The following is a 17153-nucleotide window of genomic DNA, read 5'->3' as shown; positions in this document are numbered from 1 at the left end:
GGCGGAGAACCAGGAGGCGTTCTGGATCGGACGGTATCGATCGACAACTCCCCGATCAGGCGATCGGAGCGCCGCACGGGAGGTGCGCCAGGCAGGTCACCTGCGGCCCACGCCTCGACGATCTTGCACCGCGCTCGGACGACGCTGCGCCCGACGGCGGGTCGCTCGCATCCGGCGGCACGAGGGAGCGGAGCAGGCCGGTCGCCCCAGCCCGAACGGCGTAACGCTCCGGGGAAGGTTCGGCGGTTCGGTGCCGCCATCGAGGCCCTGACGCACAGTCGGACGCTACGGTGAGTTCATGTCCAGTCGCCGTCCGCCCGAGACCCGAGTCGGTGCCCGCACGGCAGGCGAGATCGAGGCCGCGGTCACCCGGCTCACGACCGGGCCCGCCGCCGGGTCCGAGACCGTCCGCGGCGCGCTCGCCGCCTACACGTGGGTGGCGGGCCATCACCGCATCGCGCCCGTCAGCGGCGCCACCGGCCCCGAAGACCCGCCCGACGACGCCGAGCTCGACGGCGAGGAACGCGCAGCGATGCGCCGCGCGCACGACAAGACGGCGCCCGGCGACGCCCGGGACTTCTCCTCCGGGGTGGCTCAGGCACTGGCCTGGGTGCTCGGTCACATCGACCATCAGCCCTGAGCCGGTGAAGGTGAGGTCCGAGCTCGGCACGTCCGCTCTCACCGGGTACGGGTGAACGTGCGGCCGCCGCTCGGGTGGCACGGGCCCCGGGTCGGGGTGGGCGCGGCTCACCGGACCGGCCGCTTCGCGTGACGTCGGCGGTGATACGCGAAGGTGACGGCGCCGAGCAGCGGCCCCCAGGCGACCAGGGGGAGGTAGAGGAATCCGACGACGGTGTTGCCGAGGGCGGTCATATCGGGGTGGGGAACGGCCCACCACAACGCGAACGGGGTCCAGATGCAGGTGAGTCCGACCGCCCCGAGGGCGGCCGGGACGACCGCTGCCATCGGGTGGACACGGCGCCCGCCGAGGAGCGGGATCCACCGCGGGAGGACCTCCCCCCACGGCCGGACCAGGCCGATGGTGAGCAGGGCGAGTGCCTCGGTGGCCACGCTGAGGCCCGCCACGTAGAACGCCGACCAGCCGGTGATACCCAGCGCCTCGTACCCGGCCTCGGTGTATCCGCCGAGGTAACCGGCTGTCAGCAGGAGACGCCATATCCCGGCGGGGAGGGCGGACAGTGCGGCGATGTGGGCGGCCCGCACCGCCCAGCGGGGCGTGGGCGAAGCGGCGGAGTCGAGTGGGGTGGTGGTCATGTGCACCATCCTTTCGGCGCGTTGCTGCCACCACGTCGTTCCCGCGACGGGCTTGCGAGCCGGCCTCGGAAGGAGGTCCGGACATCCGCCTCACTCTCCAGGGGGAGGTCTGCCGTCCTCCTGCCGCACGCACCCGCACCCACCCGCACCCACCCGCACGCGCTCGCCTGTGCGCCGCCACGGGCTGGTCCGCCGCGGGGCCGACCGGCCCGGCAGGAAGGCCGCCGGTTCGCGAGGCGCTTCAGCGGGGTGTCCCGAAGTCCTGGGTCCACCAGGGGCCGCCGGGGCCGAGGTGGACGCCGACACCGAGCTCCGTGAGGGAGCAGTTGAGGATGTTGGCTCGGTGCCCGGGGCTGTGCATCCAGCCGTCCACCACGGTGGCCGGGTCTGCCTGGCCCCTGGCGATGTTCTCCCCGAGGCCGCGCCACAGGTAGCCGGCGGCTTCGATGCGCTTCCCGGGGCTGTCGCCGTCGGGGTTGGTGTGGTCGAAGAAGTCCCGCGCGGCCATGTCCTCGGAGTGGCCCTGCGCTGCAGCCTGCAGCTTGGCGTCGCCGGTGAGGGGGCCGCACCCGTTCTGGGCCCGTTGGACGTTGGTCAGGTCGAGGACCTGTCGGGCGAACTGCTCTTGGGTGCCGCCGACGGGCGGTGCGGCGGTGGTGCGCCCGGACGTGGGCGGTGCGGTGGACGGCTTGGCAGGTGGCGCGGCGGTGGTGCGCCCTGCGGCGGGCGCGGCGGAACGAGTGGCGGCGGGGGCCACCGGGCCGGGGCTGACGCTGGGGGCCGGACTCGGCTGTGCGGTGGCGGAGCCGTCGGCGACCGGTGTCGGGCTGGGTACGGCGACTGTCGGCGCGTCCGACGGGGCGGCCGGCGGGGCAGCCGACTGGGCGGCCTGCGGCGCGATGCTGTCGGCGCGGTTCGTCGTCCGGTCCGGTCCGTCGGGAGAGGACACCGTCAGACCCACGACCAGCCCGGCCACCATGGCGGCGGCGCCCACGAAGGCCAGGGTCAGCGGCGCTCCCGCGCGGACCCGTCGCGCGGCACCACCTCGGCCACCGTCTGCCCGGCGGGTCCGCCGTACGGCGCGAGCATGCTGGCCGCCCCGCGCGCCGTGCTCCGGGGGCGGCCCGGTCCGGGCCGTCGACTCGCCGTGGACCTGCGGACCGTAGGAGTGCGCCGGTACCGGTGCCAGTAGGGCTGTCTCTGCGTCGCCGTAGCTGTCCACGCGTTCCACCTTCTTCTTCGTGAGCCTGTTGGTTCGTTCGTTCCGGCATGTGACGGGTCAGGGTGCCGCTGCGGGAGCCGTCAGCCGTCCGGCAGGTTGGCGGCGGCGCCGGGCCGGGGCGGCCTCGGCGGCTGGCTGGGGGGCATCGGGCGTGCGGTCGGCAGCACCCCCGGGGGGCGGGCCGTGCGGGCGGTCGTCATCGCGAGGATCTACAGCCCTCCTGCCGACAGACCCCATGGCTGTGGCAGCGCTTGTTGTCGACGCTGACCCCGTACGGGCTCGGCCTCCGCGAGTGGCGGAACGGTCGGCGGGCGGCCGGGAAGCGGGTACGGGTCCGGCAGCGGTAGCGGCAGGGAGCCCGGGGGCGGGAGCGGGAGCCGCGGCGGACCCGGGAGGGGCAGCGGGCCCGGGAACGGGTGCGGGCCCGGGAACGGATGGGCGTGCTCCGCCGGGCGGGGTGCCACGGGGGCAAGACCCGTCCACGACGACGACTGGCCGAAGACCGGCTGCGACTCTCCCCACCGGGGCGGGATCGGGGCGTTCATGGTCTCACCTCGGCGTTCTTCCGATGCGGTTGGCGGTTGACGGTTGGTGGGATCGGGATCGGGTCGTGGGCGGTGTCTCGCCCGGACCGGCGGTCGTCGCCGGGCGTCCTCGGCCCGTTCCTGCTCGCTGCGGCTGGGCGGGTGGACAGGACCGGGCAGTTCGGCCGCCCAGCCGAGGCGCCGGCGGCCGGCCGGCGACGCCGGTGCCGCAGTTGCGTCGTCAGCCGACGCTCACGGCGTGGCGCGGGGCGGAGTGCCTGCGCGCCGCGGGCAGTACGGGCGACGCCGCGGAGTACAGCCGCCGAGGCGGGGCCATGCCCCGAAGCGCCGCGCCGGCCAGCACGACCTCCACCGGCATCAGGTCGCCCTGGTAGCCACAGCAGCAGGCGCACGAACGGATGTGCCGGGCTATCCGGTTGCGCCACAGCGGCGTCACCGCGCCGTCCCGGTCCGCGGTGGCCGCGTCGAGCGCCGGGCAGCCGGGTTCGGCGGCCAGGGCACGGACCACGGCGCGACCGGTGGTGAGACGCCCCTTCAGCCGCTGGATGCGCACGCCCGCGTGGTGGAGCGAGATCCCCAGCGCCTCGGCGACCTCCGCCCGGCTCAGTTCACCCTCGTTCTCCAACCGCCACAGCGCCAGAAGGCCACCGTCCTCGTGGTCCAGCCACCGGACGGCCTCCGCGAACTCGCGGCGGGCATCGAGAATGCCCAGCCGCAGGATGGTGACCTCGACGAAATCGGCCTGCGGATCGGCGAGTTGGTCACCCGGCTCGACCGGGTCCAGCACCTGCTGCCGACGGCTCCAGCGCCGCCGGACCTCGTTCTTGGCCACCGCCACCAGCCAGGACCGGAACGAGGACGGGTCACGCAGCGTGCCCAGCCTGTCGACGACACGGACCATGGTCTCCTGGACCACGTCGTCCACATCCACATGCCCGTCCAGCTCCCGGCCGATCAGCTTGTAGGCCAGCGGCAGGAAGGCGGCCATGATGCGGCCCAGAGCCGCCTTGTCACCGGCCTGAGCAGCGGCGACATCCGCCGCCAAGGACTCTCGATCGGGAGTCATGCACAGCTCCTCACTCGGTCTCCCCCGGACGGGCTGCTTCGGCAGCCGCACCTTCGTGGTCCCGGTGGACCGTGCGGACTGCCCGGGCACGGCCCACCTGGGTACGGATGTCAGCTGCAGGTGATCTGGGGGTCGGCCCAGTCGGCGTGGTCGTAGTTGATGTTGTCGCCCCCGTTGTTGACGACGAGGCGCAGCTGCCTGCCGCCGGTGAGGTCGGCGGTCAGGTGCTGGACGGGCGAGGTGCCCGTGAGCGTGCCGCTGTCGGCGACCTTGGTGGTGTCGCGGTAGATCTCGAAGTTCACCGAGCCCTTGCCGCGGGACTCGTCGTCGAGGCCGACGTCCACGGTGAGGGTCTTGCACGTGCCGGCGAGGTTGTAGGCGATGGTGCTGGTGGCGTGGGCGCCGATGCCCTTGGCGTAGGTGGTGCCGCGGATGGTGAGGGTGCGGCCGTCGCCCGCGGCCTGTTCGCCGTTGCTCCTGTTCTTCTCGGCGGGGCCCCAGCCGCTGGTGGCGGCGGTCCAGTCCTGGTCGGTGAGCGGGCCGGTGTGGACGGGCGGGGTGGTCGGCGGCACCGGCGGGACGGGGGTGGGGTTCGGCGGGACGGGCGTGGGATCGGTGGTGCCGGTGGTCGGCAGGGTCCACTTCTGGTCGGCGGTGCCGGCGCAGTCCTTGGTGCTGGTGGTGCCGTCGGCGGCCGCGGTGAGGCAGAGCCCGGACTGGCTGTTCTTGAGGGTCTTGGCGGTGGGGTCGTAGGTCCAGCGCTTGGCGGGGTCGTTGACCTTGCCCTGGGCCTTGCTGTCGCCCTGGCAGGCGCCGACGGCGGTGGCGGAGCCGTTCGCGGTGAGGCAGTCGTCGGACCTCAGGCGCAGGGTCTGGTCGGCTGAGTAGACCCAGGCGCGGTCGCCGGCGGTGGTGTTGCAGTCGGACAGTGCGGCTTTGCCGCTGCCGGGTGCACGCAGGCACTTCTGGTCGCTGTGGACCAGGCCGCGGGGGCTGTTGCCGATCGCGGTGCGGTGGACGGAGCCCGGCGCGGTGGTGTCGACCTTGGCGTCCGAGCCGCAGGTGTTGTTGACGCTGGTGCCGGAGACCTTGGCGGTGACCGTGCCGCCGTTGCCGGTGGGCGGAGCGAAGGCGACCGCGGCGGCGGGCTGGTTGTAGCAGTTGGAGGAGGACTGGCTCCACTCGAAGTACTCGGTCCAGTCGATCATGCCGCCCGGGTTGATGCCGGTCGCCTCCCGGCCGCCCTTGGCCGCTCTGATGGTCCCGACCTCGGTACTGGTGCCGGTGGAGGCGTCGGTGACGGTGGCGGTGAACCAGCCCTGGCCCTTGGGCGCGAGGCTGAACTTGTAGGTGTGGCCGGCCGTCCAGTCCACGTGCGCCTGGCAGTGCTGGCCCTCGCCTTCCCCGCCGAACGGCTCGCAGGTGCTGTCGGGGCCCTTCCTGGCGCCGTCGGTGTCCCACACGGAGAACAGGAGCGTGCGTTTCTGGCCGCCGTTGCTCTGCATGCCGAAGTAGGCGCCCTGGCCGTTGTCGAACGAGAACTGGTGGCTCCAGAAGATGTTCGCGGTGTAGCCGGGGTCGAACTGCGGGGTGGTCGTCCAGGTGACGTCGTGGAGGGAGCCGGTGCCCGAGGGGAAGCTGTAGTAGGTGTAGGTGCCGGGGGTGGGGCCGGCCGCAGCTGTCGAGGCGAGCATCGCGGCCGCCCCTCCCGCCGCCCCGAGGGCGGCGATGGCGCTGACCACGCGGCGACGCTTCTTCAGGCGGTGAACGGCCACAGAGCACACTCATTCCGGATAGTGGACACCGCGGTGTCCTGCGAAGGGAACCCGGGCGAACCGCGGGAGGCAGGCCCGCGGTCCGCCCGGAGCGGCGACGGCCCTCCGGAACGGGGGAGGTTCCGGGGACCGGACGCGGGACGGTCGGCGCGGCGACGAGAGCCGACGGCGGAAGCCGCCGACGGACACCTCGTGCCACGAAGGACCGGATCCTTGGCGACCTGGCGCCGGAACCGCGGCCTTCGAACCGTCCTCCGGCGGGGCTTGACGGGCCCGGCCGGCGACCGATGTGACTGATCGTAGGAGCCGTTCAGCACCGAATCCGCAGTTCACAGGGTGCGCTGACCATGCCCTAAGGTTCCGCTCAGCTTCGGCCTGCCCGGCACCACCGACGGGCCGCCCGCCCGTCTTCGCGGAGGCCGCGGCGAACGAGCCGCCGGCGATGGTGTGTGTCCCGCGGCTGCCCGGCCGGGCCGTCCGCAGATGCCGGAGCGAGGCCCTGGGACCCGGGCGATCACTCGATCAGCCCCCGTGGGCAGCGGGACGCCGACCAGGTCTATCCGGTCACGCTGGAAGCCGATGTGGCAGGCTGGGCGGTTGACCCTCCCGCCGGCAGTGGTCCGGCCGGGGCGTCAGCGGATGGTGAAACCGTCGTGGTCGCCGGTGGCGGGGCCCCAGCTCTCCGTCACCGCCTCCACCCGGCCCGGGGTGTCGCCCTTCCGCAGCCAGTCCAGCAGCAGCGCGCAGTCCTTCCGAGGCCCCTCGGCCACCACCTCGACCCGGCCGTCCGGCAGGTTCCGGGCGTAGCCGGTCAGCGTACCGAGCCCGGCCACCCCATCCCTGACGGACCATCGGAAGCCGACACCCTGGACAAAGCCGTCGATCAGCGCGGTCAGCCGGACGCTCTCGGTCATGGGGCCACCGTACCGAACCCCCGGGCAGGCCCGCCGGCACGGACGTCGCCGTGTCCCGGTTGCGTTCGAACCTCTCTGCCGGGCGGCCGTTGACCTCGCGTCAGAATCGCCGGCAGGGTGGACCCGGCCGCAGCCCGCTGCCTGTCCCGAGCCAGAGAGCAGCTTCGGGGCCGAGCGCGTTCTGTCACCTTCTCGCCGGGGCGGCGAGGTGCACGGATGCACCCCCGGCAGGGGTGCCGACCGGTCTGCGGCTCCACCCGTGCTGCCGGCCCGCCGACTCGGCGGAGGGGGCCGATGAACCGCCGTAGGGCTGCGCCGGCGGGGGCCCTGCGAGCGATTCGCCGGATTGGCGGATTGCGGCGATCAGACTTACCGGCCAAGGATTGTTTGCATGAAAACAGCTTTGGAGCGTGACGGTCGCGACCGCCTGGCTGCGGCGCTCGACCGCCTGCCTGCGGTATCGGAGGACCGGGCCTCGTCCGTAACGTTGGACACCACGGTCGTGGAGGCGGTGGTGGCGGTCCTGGGCCAGTACTCGGCGGTGTTCGCGGACGAGCCGATCGGGCGTGCCGCCGCAACGATCGCGGACCGGCTGCAGTTGCGGGTACCCATGACCTCCCTCCTGCGACTGGACAAGGAAGTCGGCGCGGAGTCCGTCGATCTCACCTAGGCCTGACGAGCAGGAGGGCACTGATGATGTGCCAGGTTCAACACAGTCTCGTCGACGACCGGTGACACGGGTTTGGAAGCGTCGAGGGCATGCAAAATGCACGAAGTCTGCGCCGCGTCCTGATCACGGGTGTCATCGTGGCCTCGTTCGCCGCCGGGGGGTGGGGGTGCTATGCCTGGGTGGTCCCCGGCTTGGCGGGGCCCTCGACGACGGCCGAGGTGGACGCCGCCAGTCGGCGGGCCCGCACCGCGGCGCAGCAGCGGCTGGACGAGACGATGGCAGCATTGCCCGGTGGCCTGCGGACGCTCGGCGATGCGGCTACTGACCGCTGCCTGCGTGACGGTCCGTTCGAAGGCGCGGAGCCCGGGCTGCTGCAGTGCCAGTGGGAGCTCGCCCGGTACGTCGTGGTGGACGACAAGAACATTCGGGCGATCGGCGGGAACTGGTCGGTCGCGCTGTCGCGCCAGCGGTGGAGCGACTCAGGCAGGAACGCCCCGCCCGGCTGGAACGTCAATGACGGGCGGTACGACTTCGACGACCCGCAGACCAACGAGCATCTCGTCGTCGACCTGGTCCGGAATCAGGCCGATCTGGACTCCCTGCAGGACGCACGGAGCTACGAAGGCGTACAGGAGTACGAACGGGAACGGCGGGGCTTCACCGCACGGGCAGCGGCGGCACAGGCGCTGGCCGAAGGCCGCACCGTCGCTCAGGTCTCCCTGTCACATGCCTACCACCGGGAGGGCGGTGGCACCCCGGTTCCGGTCGACTAGGTTCTGCCCGGCGGAGCACCTGACGGCCTCGCGTCAGGCCGTCGTTGCGGTCGTGGGGCGGGGCGATCTTACGACCGACGAGTGGGCGAAACTTGCGCCGCATCTGCCGAAGTGCGGGCACCGGGACGGGCGTTGGACTGACCACCGGATGGCGACCGACGGGATCTCGTTCCGGATTCGCACGGGCGTGCCGTACGGGACCTGCCGGAGCGGTTCGGGAGCTGGAAGCTCAACGCCCCGGCAGCACCGCCCGGGCGCAGGACTCGCTATGACAAGCGCTCCTACGTCTTTCACGGCGTGCGGTCACCGTCGCGCGATCCGGCTCTGGCTCAGCCCGTGATCAGCCGAGTTCCGAAGCGTCGGCCCGCCTGGCCGGCTCGGCAGCGACGTGACGCAGCAGCACCGTTGGCGATGCCATGACGGCGTACCAGGTGTTCGCGCTCTCGTCCGCGACCGGAGCCCAGGCAGCGATCACCGGCAGTTCACAGTGGTCACCGGCCTCCAGCGGGGGCAGCGTCCAGGACATGCCGTTGTGGCCGAAGTCCACGCCCCACGTGCTGACCGAACGGTTGTGCACCTCGTCGATCAGCGCCGCCCATCGCCGGGGTACCTCGCCCGCGTCGGCGGCCCAGCAGATCGCCTCCTCGTCGTTGCCGCCGACGGTGAGCCGGGTCTTCTCGTCCTCCACCGTGATCGCGGCCAGTGCCTGCCCCCCGTCAAACCCCGCGTCGGCACCCTCCGGAAGCCCCGCCGAGAACTGCACACGGTCGAGCGGGGCAAGGGCGTCGATCCGCCAGACCGCCGCATGGCAGCCGGTCAGCGGCCCCCAGGTCTCGGGGTCGAGCTCGGGATCGTAGGGGGTCAGCAGCAGCTCGACGCGTGCCGCAGGACGGACCCAGCGGGCGACCGTGCGGCCGCCCGGCAGCTCGAACAGCTCATCGGGCAGCAGCGGAAGGCCCGTGTTCCCGATGGCCGTGGTGAAGGTCAGCGGACCGAACGGCGTGTCGACATCCGGCTGAACGGCGGACCGCAGGCGGATGCGCGGGACAGTGGGGAGCAGCATCGCCCCAGGGTAGTCCCACTGATCTTGAGAGATCGGTCCGCACCCGTCGCGCGGCTGCCGTCCCCGCTGCGTTCGTCCATCGCAAGGCGGAGGAGGAGTCCACCTGGAGCATCGGCAACCGACCTGTCAAGATCCGCCGGACGGAAGTGGCCTTTGAGCGTGCGGTGTACGGCGCGATGCTGGTCGAGTGGCTCGCCTCGCTGCCGCCGCCGCAGGTGCCGCCCCGGGCTTCTGGCGCCGGCTGGCCGAACTCCTCCCCGTGTTCGACGGCTCGTTGCCCGACCTGCTGGCCGCCGCCGGACCCGACCCGGCGGCGCCGTAGCGCCGTCCGGGCCACCGCCCCGACCAGAAGGGCAGCCGGCGTTGTAGAGCTCGCGCTCCCGCCGGCCGTACCTCTTCTCCCGCTCCTTGCGTTCCCGCTGTTCCCTCGGGGCTCAGCGGCGCACTGCCGCGCCCTGCTGCCAGGCGTGGCCGTACTCAGCGACGAGTGGTGCGAGCTCGGGCTCGCCGAACTCCGCGACCAGGACGTCGAACGCGTCCACCTTCTCCGGTCCGAAGGCCGTCAACCGGTCCGCGTAGGCGCTCGCGTCGAGGAACCTCGGCGGGGTGCTCTTGGAGTGGAACTTGTCCGCGTACATCACCAACCGCTCCTCGGCGGTTCCGGCGAGGTAGTCGCCGACGGGGATGGGCAACGCCTGCTTCTCGATGTCGTGCCGGGTCAGCCCGACACCGGTGTGGCAGGAGGCGAAGCGGCACAGCCACTCGGGCAGGCCCTCGGCGCGCAGGATCTCGTGCCCGAGCACGCCGTGCCGGATGTAGGGGCCGTCGCCGACCCGGTAGACGCCGATGTCGTGGAGCAGCGCCCCGATCTCGACCAGGTCGGTGTCGACCCGCTGCCCGGTGCGGGCCGCGAGCTGCAGCGCGATCCGGGCCACGATCTCGCAGTGCGTCAGGACCAGGTCGAGGGCGTCGCTGCCGGGAGCGTACTTCTCGTGCAGCGCACGCGCGCTCCGGACGGTGGGTACAGTCACCGGCGCAGCGTAGCAACCAGGACGGGCGGCCTCCGCGGCGGCCGGTAGGCTCCATGATCGGATGAGGCCGACGCACGTGGTTGGGGAGAGTCGATGAAGGTGCGCTGTGCGGTGCTCGACGACTACCAGGGTGTCGCGGGTTCGTTCGCCGACTGGTCCACGCTCGCCGAGCGGGTGGAGGTCCGCTCGTTCCAGGGGCACTTCGCCGGCGTCGACGAGCTGGCCGAGGCGGTCGGCGACTGCGAGATCGTGGTCGTGATGCGGGAGCGCACGCCGTTCACCGCCGAGGTGTTCGCCCGGCTGCCCCGGCTGCGGCTGCTGATCACCTCGGGCATGCGCAACGCCTCGATCGACCTCGCCGCGGCTGCGGCACACGGTGTCACGGTGAGCGGCACGGCGAGCCACTCGCAGCCGCCGCTGGAGCTGACCTGGGCGCTGATCCTCTGCCTGGCCCGGCAGTTGGGCCGCGAGAGCGTCGCGGTCCGGGAGAACGGCCCGTGGCAGAGCACCATCGGCACCGACCTGCACGGGCGGCGCCTCGGCCTGCTCGGCCTCGGCAAGATCGGCGGCGAGGCCGCCCGGATCGGCCGGGCCTTCGGCATGGAGGTCGTCGCCTGGAGCCGGAACCTGACCGCCGAGCGGGCCGAGGCCGCGGGCGCCGTCCTCGCGGGGTCCTTGGCGGAGCTGCTGGAGACCAGCGACTTCGTCTCGGTCCACCTCGTCCTGAGCGAGCGGACCCGGGGCCTGATCGGTGCGGACGAGTTGCGGCGGATGCGTCCGACGGCGTACCTGGTGAACACCTCGCGGGCCGCCATCGTGGACCAGTCCGCACTGGCCGAGGCGCTGCGCGGGGGCTGGATCGCCGGCGCCGGCGTCGACGTCTTCGAGACCGAGCCGCTCCCCGCCGACCACGAGTTCCGCTCGCTGCCGAACCTGCTCGCCACCCCGCACCTCGGGTACGTGACCGAGCGCAACTACCGCTCGTACTACGGCGAGGCGGTGGAGGACATCACGGCGTTCCTGGACGGGACACCGGTCCGTCGGCTCGCCTGAACGCGGCCACCGCCCGGCAGGCCGCAGTGGTCCGACCGCGGACGACGCTCACGCCCACGGCACCGCCGGACCGAGGAGCCGGGCCCACACCCGCCCGCCTCGCACCCGGCCGTCGGCTACGCGTCGGTCTCTTCGGGCCGGGTGAGGTTGGTCCCGGTGGCGGGGTCGAAGACGTGGATGCGCGCGGTGTTGATCCACAGCTCCAGCGGTTCGCCCTCGGTGGCGCGGGTGGCGGGGCTGAGGCGGGCGACGACCCGGTGCCCCTGCATGCCCGTGTCGGCGCGGCCGGAGTCGGCGGCGAGTTCCGCGAGTTCGGCCGTGCCGGCGGGCCCGCCCTCCTCGGTGAAGTGGACGAAGACGTCGGAGCCGACTGATTCCCGGACGTCGACGGTGGCGGTGCAGGTGAGCCCGGTGCGCCGCTCGTCGGTCAGGGCGGCGTCCTCGAAGTCCTCGGGCCGGATGCCGACGATGAGCTCGCGCGGCGCGTCCTGCCGTTCCAGCAGCCGGCGCAGGCGGTCGTCGAGCGGCAGGGCTCCGAGTGAGGTGCGCAGGGCGCCCTGTTCCAGACCGGCGCCGAGGAAGTTCATTCCGGGGGATCCGATGAAGCCGGCGACGAAGAGGTTGACCGGCGCGTCGTAGAGCCGCTGGGGCGTGCCCACCTGCTGGACCACGCCTCCTCGCATCACGACCACGCGGTCGCCGAGGGTCATCGCCTCGACCTGGTCGTGGGTGACGTACACGGTGGTGGTACCGAGGCGGCGCTGCAGAGCGGCGATCTGGGTGCGCATCTGGACGCGGAGTTTGGCGTCGAGGTTGGAGAGCGGTTCGTCCATCAGGAAGGCCTTCGGGTCGCGCACGATGGCGCGGCCCATCGCGACCCGCTGGCGCTGGCCGCCGGAGAGGTTGGCGGGTTTGCGGTCGAGGTGCTGGGTGAGGTCGAGGATGCGGGCGGCCTCCTCGACCTTGGCGTTGATGACGGCCTTGTCGGTCTTGGCCAGTCTGAGCGCGAAGCCCATGTTCTCGCGGACGTTCATGTGCGGGTAGAGGGCGTAGCTCTGGAACACCATCGCGATGTCACGGTCCTTGGGCGCGCGGTCGTTGACGACCCGGCCGTCGATCCGCAGCGTGCCCTCGGTGATGTCCTCCAGGCCCGCGATCATGTTGAGGGTGGTGGACTTGCCGCAGCCGGAGGGGCCGACCAGGATGACGAACTCGCCGTCGGCGATGGTGAGGTTGAAGTCGTTGACGGCGAGGGCGCCGTCGGGATAGCGCTTGGTGATGCCGTCGAGGACGATCTCGGCCACGGTCTGCCTTCCTGATCCCGCCCCGGTGGGCGGGTCATCCCTTGACTGCGCCGGCGGTGAGGCCGGCGACGATGCGGCGCTGGAACAGCAGCACGAAGATCACGATGGGCACGGTGATCACCACGGCCGCCGCGGCGATGGACCCGGTCGGCTGCTGGAACTGCGAACTGCCGGTGAAGAAGGCGATCGCCGCCGGGACGGTGCGGGCGGCGGTGGTGGAGGTCAGCGAGATCGCGAAGAGGAAGTCGTTCCAGCAGAAGATGAAGACCAGGATTCCGGTGGTGAACACCCCCGGTGCGGCGAGCGGCGCGATCACGAGGCGGAACGCCTGGGCCGGGGTGGCGCCGTCCACCTTGGCGGCCTTCTCCAGGTCCCAGGGGATCTCCCGGAAGAACGCGGAGAGGGTGTAGATCGCCAGCGGCAGCGAGAAGGTCATGTAGGGGATGATCAGCCCCGCCCAGGTGTCGAAGATCCCGAGTACCCGCTCGATGTTGAACAGCGGCGAGACCAGCGAGATCGGCGGGAACATCGCGATCAGCAGCGACATCCCGATCAGCAGGCGCTTGCCGGGGAAGCGCAGCCGGGCGACCGCGTACGCGGCCATCGTCCCGAGGACGACCGCGATCGTGGTGGCGATCACGGCGATGCCGATGGAGTTGACCAGCGCCCGGGTGAACTCCGAGGTCTGGAAGATGCCGCGGTAGTTCTCCCAGGTCCACTCGCGCGGGATGAAGTCGCCGTCGCTGAGCGTGCTCGGGTCCTTGAACGAGAGCGCCACGATCCACCAGACCGGGAACAGTGCGTACAGCACCACGATGACGTTGACGACACCCCAGCCGGTGAGGGTCCTGCCACGCTGGGACATCATCGCCGCTCCGGTTCGCCGCCCGGCGCCGCGGCGCCGAAGATCTTGATGAAGATGAAGGCGATGACCGCCACGCACAGGAAGATCAGCACCGAGATCGCCGACCCGATACCGAGGTTGAGGGCGGTGAAGAGGTTGTCGTAGCCGAGGATCGAGACCGAGCCGGTGTCGTTGGAGCCGCCGGTCAGCACGTAGATGTTGTCGAAGATCCGGAAGGCGTCCAGGGTGCGGAACAGCAGGGCGACCAGGACGGCCGGCTTCATCAGTGGAAGGATCACCAACCGCAGCCGCTGCCAGAACGTCGCTCCGTCGACCATGGCCGCCCGCACCGTCTCGCCGGGGACGAGCGCGAGTCCGGCGAGCAGCAGCAGCGCCATGAACGGGGTGGTCTTCCACACCTCGGCGAGGATGATCAGCCCGATGGCCTGCCACTGGTCGGTCAGCGGCGCGCTCCCGGCCGGAAGGAGCGCCGCCAGGTAGCCGGTGCCCGGGGTCCACGCGTACTGCCACGAGTACGCGGCGACGACCGTGACGATGCCGTACGGGATCAGGACGGCGGTACGGACCGTTCCCCGGCCGAAGATCGCCCGGTGCATCACCAGCGCCAGCGCCATGCCGAGGACCAGCTCGACGGCCACCGAGACCACCGTGATGAGCACGGTCACCCACAGGGCCTGCCACCAGAACGGAGACGTCAGCACGGCTCCGTAGTTGCTGAACCCGACCCAGTGGGCCTGTCCGGGGAAGCGCAGGTCGTAGCGCTGGAGCGAGAGGTAGATCGCGTAGGCGATCGGGTAGGCGGTGACCGCGACCATCACGATCACCGCGGGCGCGCACAGCAGCAGGCCGAGCCGGCGCTCCTGGCGGGCGCCTTCGGAGAGTTCGGCCCGGCCGCGCCCGGCGGTGGCCGTGGTGGGCCGGCTCACGGGATCAACCCCTTGGAACCGAGGGCGTCCTCGATCTGGCCGCGAAGGCCGGCGACGGTGCTCTCGGGCCGGATCGACGCGGGCGGCGAGAGGGCGTGCGAGATGGCGATCGACACGTTCTGGTAGGCCGGGGTCTGCGGCCGCACACTGGCCGTGTCGAGTGCGGCCAGCACGTCCGCCGCGAACGGGTAGCTCTCCGTCAGTTCGGCGGCCTGGTAGAGGCTGCGCAGCGACGGAGGCAGGCCGCCCTCCAGCGCGTTGGTGAGCTGGTTGTCGCGGTCGCGCAGGCACAGCGTCGCCTCGAACGCGAGGTCGGGCTGCCGGGTGTAGGCGCCGACCGCGAGGTCGATACCGCCGATGGTCACGGTCGCCGGCCGGTCGGCGGTGACCCCGGGATAGGGGGCCCATCTGAAGTGTTCGAAGAGGTCCGGCTGGTTGGCCTTCATCGACGGGTAGACGAAGGGGTAGTTGAGCTCGAACGCGGCCGTGCCGGACTCCATGGCGAGCCGGTTCTGGTCCTCCATCTGGTTGGGCAGCGAGGGGTCCGCGGCAGCCGAGACGGCGGTGTCGTGCATGATCCCGGCTGCGACCACGGCCGGCGGGCCCAGCGAGGGAGCCTGCGCGTCCGGGGTGAGGATCGATCCGCCCGCGCTGGTGACCAGGGTGTTGAACCAGACGGTCAGGCCCTCGTACTGGGCACCCTGGATCTCCACGTAGTGCGGCTTGCCCGCCTTCGCCAGGGCGTCGGCCTGGGACAGCATCTCGGCCCAGCTCTTCGGCGGCGTCGACACCAGGTCGTCGCGGTACCAGAGCAGTTGGGTGTTGGAGTTGTAGGGGGCGCCGTACAGCCTGCCCTTCCAGGTCGCGGTCCGCACCGCGGCGTCGAGGGTGTCGGCGGTGGCCTGCTGCTTCCTCTCGCCGGTCCACTCGCGGATCCAGCCGGCCTCGGCGAACTCCGCTGGCCAGGTGACGTCCAGACCCATGATGTCGACCCCGGTGTCGTGCGCGGCCAGCCGCCGTACCAGCTGCTGGCGCTGGCCGTCCGCCGTCCGCGGGAGCTTGTTGTAACGGACCTGGTAGCGGCCGCCGGACGCCTGGCTGCACCGGTCGGCCGCCTGCTGCAACGCACCGGAGTCGTCGGGGAAGTTGTACCAGTTGAGGACCACGGGACCGCCGCCACCGCTGCTCCCGCAACCGGCCAGCAGCGCGGCGGCCAGCACCAGCGCGGCAGCGGCCGCGGGAGACCGCCGGCGGAACCTCGGGCGATCGCGCATCGCACTCCTGCCGTCGGGGAAGAGCCTGAGGGCCCCACGCTACGAAGGCGAGCACCATCGCACCGGGGACACCCGCGGAGTTCCGCCCGGGATCCACCGGACGGCGTAGCGCCGGAGGCCCCGCGTCCGCTGCCCGCCTTCCGGTCGCCGCGCGATCCGGGTCGTCGCCAGGGTGCCGCGTGTCCGTGGCCCGGGCGCAGTCCGTTGCGCGATCGTGGCGGCATGACGGAGCAGCGGTTCGACAGGTGGGCGGCCGGGGACGCGTACGAGCGGTACATGGGTCGGTGGAGCCGTGCGGTCGCGGATCGGTTCGTGGCGTGGCTCGGTCGCGACGGCGGCCTGCGGTGGCTGGACGTGGGCTGCGGTACGGGCGCGTTGACCGCGGCGGTGGCTGCCCGGTGTCGGCCCCGGATGGTGCTCGGGGTGGACCGGTCGGCCGGGTTCGTGGACTCGGCCCGGTCCGCCGCTCCCGCTTCGGCGTGCTTCGTGGTGGCCGATGCCCTGTCCCTGCCGGTGCGCGATGAGGTGTTCGACGCGGCCGTCAGCGGGCTGGCGCTCAACTTCCTGCCCGGGCCGGGTGCGGCGGCGGCCGAGGCCGCCCGGGTGGTCCGGCCCGGTGGGCTCGTCGCGGCGTACGTGTGGGACTACGCCGACGGAATGGCGTTCCTGCGCCACTTCTGGGATGCCGCGGTCGCGGTGGATCCGGGCGCGGTCGCACTGCACGAGGGCCGCCGGTTCCCGGTGTGCCACCCTGATCGGCTGCGCGCGCTGTGGACTCGGGCGGGGTTGGTCGACGTGGCGGTCACCCCGATCGAGGTGGCGACCGTCTTCACCGGCTTCGCAGATCTGTGGGAGCCGTTCCTGGCGGGACAGGGACCCGCCCCCGGCTATCTCGCCGCTCTCGCCCCCACCACCCGGGACCGGTTGCGTGCCGCTCTCGGCGAGGCCGTACCGACCCGGCCGGACGGGTCGATCGCGTTCACCGCCCGCGCCTGGGCGGTCAGGGGCCGACGACCGGTCCGCGCCGAGCCCGGGCGGGCGTCAGGGTGAACGGAACCGGTGACGGCGACCGGGCCACCGCGCCGGCCCGACGGCGCCGAGGCCTCTCTCTGGACAATCTGCACAAGGCCCGGGTGGCGGTCTGTGTGCTGCGGCCAATGCCGATCCGGGGATTCGCTCCTACTGTGACCGCACGGGCTGCGTGGGACCGCACTCGGCCGGGCAATCCCCGGCGTACCCCACCGTCGCACGTGCCGCGGCCGGCCTCGATGCCGGCGGCATCGGCGCGCAGCCGGCTCGCCCCCGTACAACCGCCAGGTCGTACGCCACACCCGAAACCGTCCTGCGCCCGGCACTGGGCCTGATCCCGAACAGGCGCTGCCAAGGCCCTGTTCACG

At 72.2% G+C, this 17153-nt stretch carries 17 protein-coding genes and 1 pseudogene; 7 read left to right on the top strand and 11 right to left on the bottom strand.

The features are described 5' to 3' along the window. Positions 1 to 298 precede the first annotated feature (298 nt). Positions 299 to 640 carry a hypothetical protein gene (locus tag OG871_RS35780; RefSeq protein ID WP_371502527.1) on the top strand — a complete coding sequence of 114 codons (342 nt, stop codon included), beginning with the start codon at positions 299 to 301 and terminating at the stop codon, positions 638 to 640. Positions 641 to 747: 107 nt separating this feature from the next. On the opposite strand, the gene OG871_RS35775 is transcribed toward OG871_RS35780, so the two are convergent. From OG871_RS35775 to OG871_RS35755, 5 genes are all read right to left on the bottom strand, one after another. Continuing rightward, positions 748 to 1275 carry a hypothetical protein gene (locus tag OG871_RS35775; RefSeq protein WP_371502526.1) on the bottom strand — a complete coding sequence of 176 codons (528 nt, stop codon included), beginning with the start codon at positions 1273 to 1275 and terminating at the stop codon, positions 748 to 750. 241 nt (positions 1276 to 1516) lie between these two features. Next, positions 1517 to 2269: a CAP domain-containing protein gene (locus OG871_RS35770; RefSeq protein WP_371502525.1), complete on the bottom strand. Its 753-nt coding sequence runs from the start codon at positions 2267 to 2269 to the stop codon at positions 1517 to 1519. A gap of 993 nt (positions 2270 to 3262) precedes the next feature. Continuing rightward, a complete protein-coding gene (locus tag OG871_RS35765; protein ID WP_371502524.1) occupies positions 3263 to 4108 on the bottom strand; it encodes an RNA polymerase sigma factor in 846 nt (281 codons plus the stop codon). Between the two features lie 110 nt (positions 4109 to 4218). Beyond that, on the bottom strand, positions 4219 to 5883 hold the full coding sequence (locus OG871_RS35760) for an NPCBM/NEW2 domain-containing protein (protein WP_371502522.1): 1665 nt from the start codon (positions 5881 to 5883) through the stop codon (positions 4219 to 4221). A gap of 632 nt (positions 5884 to 6515) precedes the next feature. Continuing rightward, positions 6516 to 6797, bottom strand: a complete 282-nt coding sequence (locus tag OG871_RS35755) for an acylphosphatase (RefSeq protein ID WP_371502520.1) — start codon at positions 6795 to 6797, stop codon at positions 6516 to 6518. Between the two features lie 391 nt (positions 6798 to 7188). On the opposite strand from OG871_RS35755, the gene OG871_RS35750 reads away from it, so the two are divergent. From OG871_RS35750 to OG871_RS35740, 3 genes and pseudogenes are all read left to right on the top strand, one after another. Beyond that, on the top strand, positions 7189 to 7467 hold the full coding sequence (locus OG871_RS35750; RefSeq protein WP_371502518.1) for a hypothetical protein: 279 nt from the start codon (positions 7189 to 7191) through the stop codon (positions 7465 to 7467). 89 nt (positions 7468 to 7556) lie between these two features. Beyond that, positions 7557 to 8240 carry a hypothetical protein gene (locus tag OG871_RS35745; protein ID WP_371502517.1) on the top strand — a complete coding sequence of 228 codons (684 nt, stop codon included), beginning with the start codon at positions 7557 to 7559 and terminating at the stop codon, positions 8238 to 8240. Between the two features lie 52 nt (positions 8241 to 8292). Continuing rightward, a pseudogene (locus OG871_RS35740) lies at positions 8293 to 8468 on the top strand (transposase); the annotation flags it as partial. 112 nt (positions 8469 to 8580) lie between these two features. Here the strand turns inward: OG871_RS35740 and OG871_RS35735 are convergent. Beyond that, positions 8581 to 9303 (bottom strand): hypothetical protein, encoded by a 723-nt coding sequence (locus OG871_RS35735; RefSeq protein ID WP_371502515.1) that lies wholly within the window; start codon positions 9301 to 9303, stop codon positions 8581 to 8583. 187 nt (positions 9304 to 9490) lie between these two features. Here OG871_RS35735 and OG871_RS35730 point away from each other — a divergent pair, with 187 nt between their 5' ends. Continuing rightward, positions 9491 to 9625: a hypothetical protein gene (locus OG871_RS35730; protein ID WP_371502513.1), complete on the top strand. Its 135-nt coding sequence runs from the start codon at positions 9491 to 9493 to the stop codon at positions 9623 to 9625. Between the two features lie 112 nt (positions 9626 to 9737). Here OG871_RS35730 and OG871_RS35725 read toward each other — a convergent pair whose 3' ends face one another. Then, the gene (locus tag OG871_RS35725) at positions 9738 to 10334 is read right to left on the bottom strand and encodes an HD domain-containing protein (RefSeq protein ID WP_371502511.1); all 597 of its coding nucleotides are present in this window, start codon (positions 10332 to 10334) and stop codon (positions 9738 to 9740) included. A gap of 93 nt (positions 10335 to 10427) precedes the next feature. On the opposite strand from OG871_RS35725, the gene OG871_RS35720 reads away from it, so the two are divergent. Beyond that, on the top strand, positions 10428 to 11387 hold the full coding sequence (locus tag OG871_RS35720) for a D-2-hydroxyacid dehydrogenase family protein (protein ID WP_371502510.1): 960 nt from the start codon (positions 10428 to 10430) through the stop codon (positions 11385 to 11387). A gap of 116 nt (positions 11388 to 11503) precedes the next feature. On the opposite strand, the gene OG871_RS35715 is transcribed toward OG871_RS35720, so the two are convergent. The 4 genes from OG871_RS35715 to OG871_RS35700 are packed head-to-tail and all read right to left on the bottom strand — an operon-like array spanning position 11504 to position 15756. Then, on the bottom strand, positions 11504 to 12691 hold the full coding sequence (locus tag OG871_RS35715) for an ABC transporter ATP-binding protein (protein ID WP_371502509.1): 1188 nt from the start codon (positions 12689 to 12691) through the stop codon (positions 11504 to 11506). A gap of 34 nt (positions 12692 to 12725) precedes the next feature. Continuing rightward, positions 12726 to 13556: a carbohydrate ABC transporter permease gene (locus tag OG871_RS35710; RefSeq protein ID WP_371503506.1), complete on the bottom strand. Its 831-nt coding sequence runs from the start codon at positions 13554 to 13556 to the stop codon at positions 12726 to 12728. After that, positions 13556 to 14482 (bottom strand): carbohydrate ABC transporter permease, encoded by a 927-nt coding sequence (locus OG871_RS35705; protein ID WP_371502508.1) that lies wholly within the window; start codon positions 14480 to 14482, stop codon positions 13556 to 13558. The genes OG871_RS35710 and OG871_RS35705 overlap by 1 nt, the downstream gene beginning before the upstream one ends. Continuing rightward, positions 14479 to 15756, bottom strand: coding sequence for an ABC transporter substrate-binding protein (locus OG871_RS35700; protein ID WP_371502507.1), 1278 nt, complete (start codon positions 15754 to 15756; stop codon positions 14479 to 14481). The genes OG871_RS35705 and OG871_RS35700 overlap by 4 nt, the downstream gene beginning before the upstream one ends. Before the next feature lie 222 nt (positions 15757 to 15978). Here OG871_RS35700 and OG871_RS35695 point away from each other — a divergent pair, with 222 nt between their 5' ends. Continuing rightward, the gene (locus OG871_RS35695; RefSeq protein ID WP_371502505.1) at positions 15979 to 16806 is read left to right on the top strand and encodes a class I SAM-dependent methyltransferase; all 828 of its coding nucleotides are present in this window, start codon (positions 15979 to 15981) and stop codon (positions 16804 to 16806) included. Positions 16807 to 17153: the final 347 nt, after the last annotated feature.

This window comes from Kitasatospora sp. NBC_00374, assembly GCF_041434935.1.
Classification (GTDB): domain Bacteria; phylum Actinomycetota; class Actinomycetes; order Streptomycetales; family Streptomycetaceae; genus Kitasatospora.
The sequence above is the reverse complement of the archived record's forward strand: the minus strand, read 5'-3'. Positions and strand labels throughout refer to the sequence as shown.

Bases quoted from the DNA above. Each gene is read 5' to 3' on its own strand.
- OG871_RS35780 (WP_371502527.1), top strand. From the start codon at position 299: ATGTCCAGTCGCCGTCCGCCCGAGACCCGAGTCGGTGCCCGCACGGCA.
- OG871_RS35775 (WP_371502526.1), bottom strand. From the start codon at position 1,275: ATGACCACCACCCCACTCGACTCCGCCGCTTCGCCCACGCCCCGCTGG.
- OG871_RS35765 (WP_371502524.1), bottom strand. From the start codon at position 4,108: ATGACTCCCGATCGAGAGTCCTTGGCGGCGGATGTCGCCGCTGCTCAG.
- OG871_RS35755 (WP_371502520.1), bottom strand. From the start codon at position 6,797: ATGACCGAGAGCGTCCGGCTGACCGCGCTGATCGACGGCTTTGTCCAG.
- OG871_RS35750 (WP_371502518.1), top strand. From the start codon at position 7,189: ATGAAAACAGCTTTGGAGCGTGACGGTCGCGACCGCCTGGCTGCGGCG.
- OG871_RS35745 (WP_371502517.1), top strand. From the start codon at position 7,557: ATGCAAAATGCACGAAGTCTGCGCCGCGTCCTGATCACGGGTGTCATC.
- OG871_RS35735 (WP_371502515.1), bottom strand. From the start codon at position 9,303: ATGCTGCTCCCCACTGTCCCGCGCATCCGCCTGCGGTCCGCCGTTCAG.
- OG871_RS35720 (WP_371502510.1), top strand. From the start codon at position 10,428: ATGAAGGTGCGCTGTGCGGTGCTCGACGACTACCAGGGTGTCGCGGGT.
- OG871_RS35710 (WP_371503506.1), bottom strand. From the start codon at position 13,556: ATGTCCCAGCGTGGCAGGACCCTCACCGGCTGGGGTGTCGTCAACGTC.
- OG871_RS35700 (WP_371502507.1), bottom strand. From the start codon at position 15,756: ATGCGCGATCGCCCGAGGTTCCGCCGGCGGTCTCCCGCGGCCGCTGCC.
- OG871_RS35695 (WP_371502505.1), top strand. From the start codon at position 15,979: ATGACGGAGCAGCGGTTCGACAGGTGGGCGGCCGGGGACGCGTACGAG.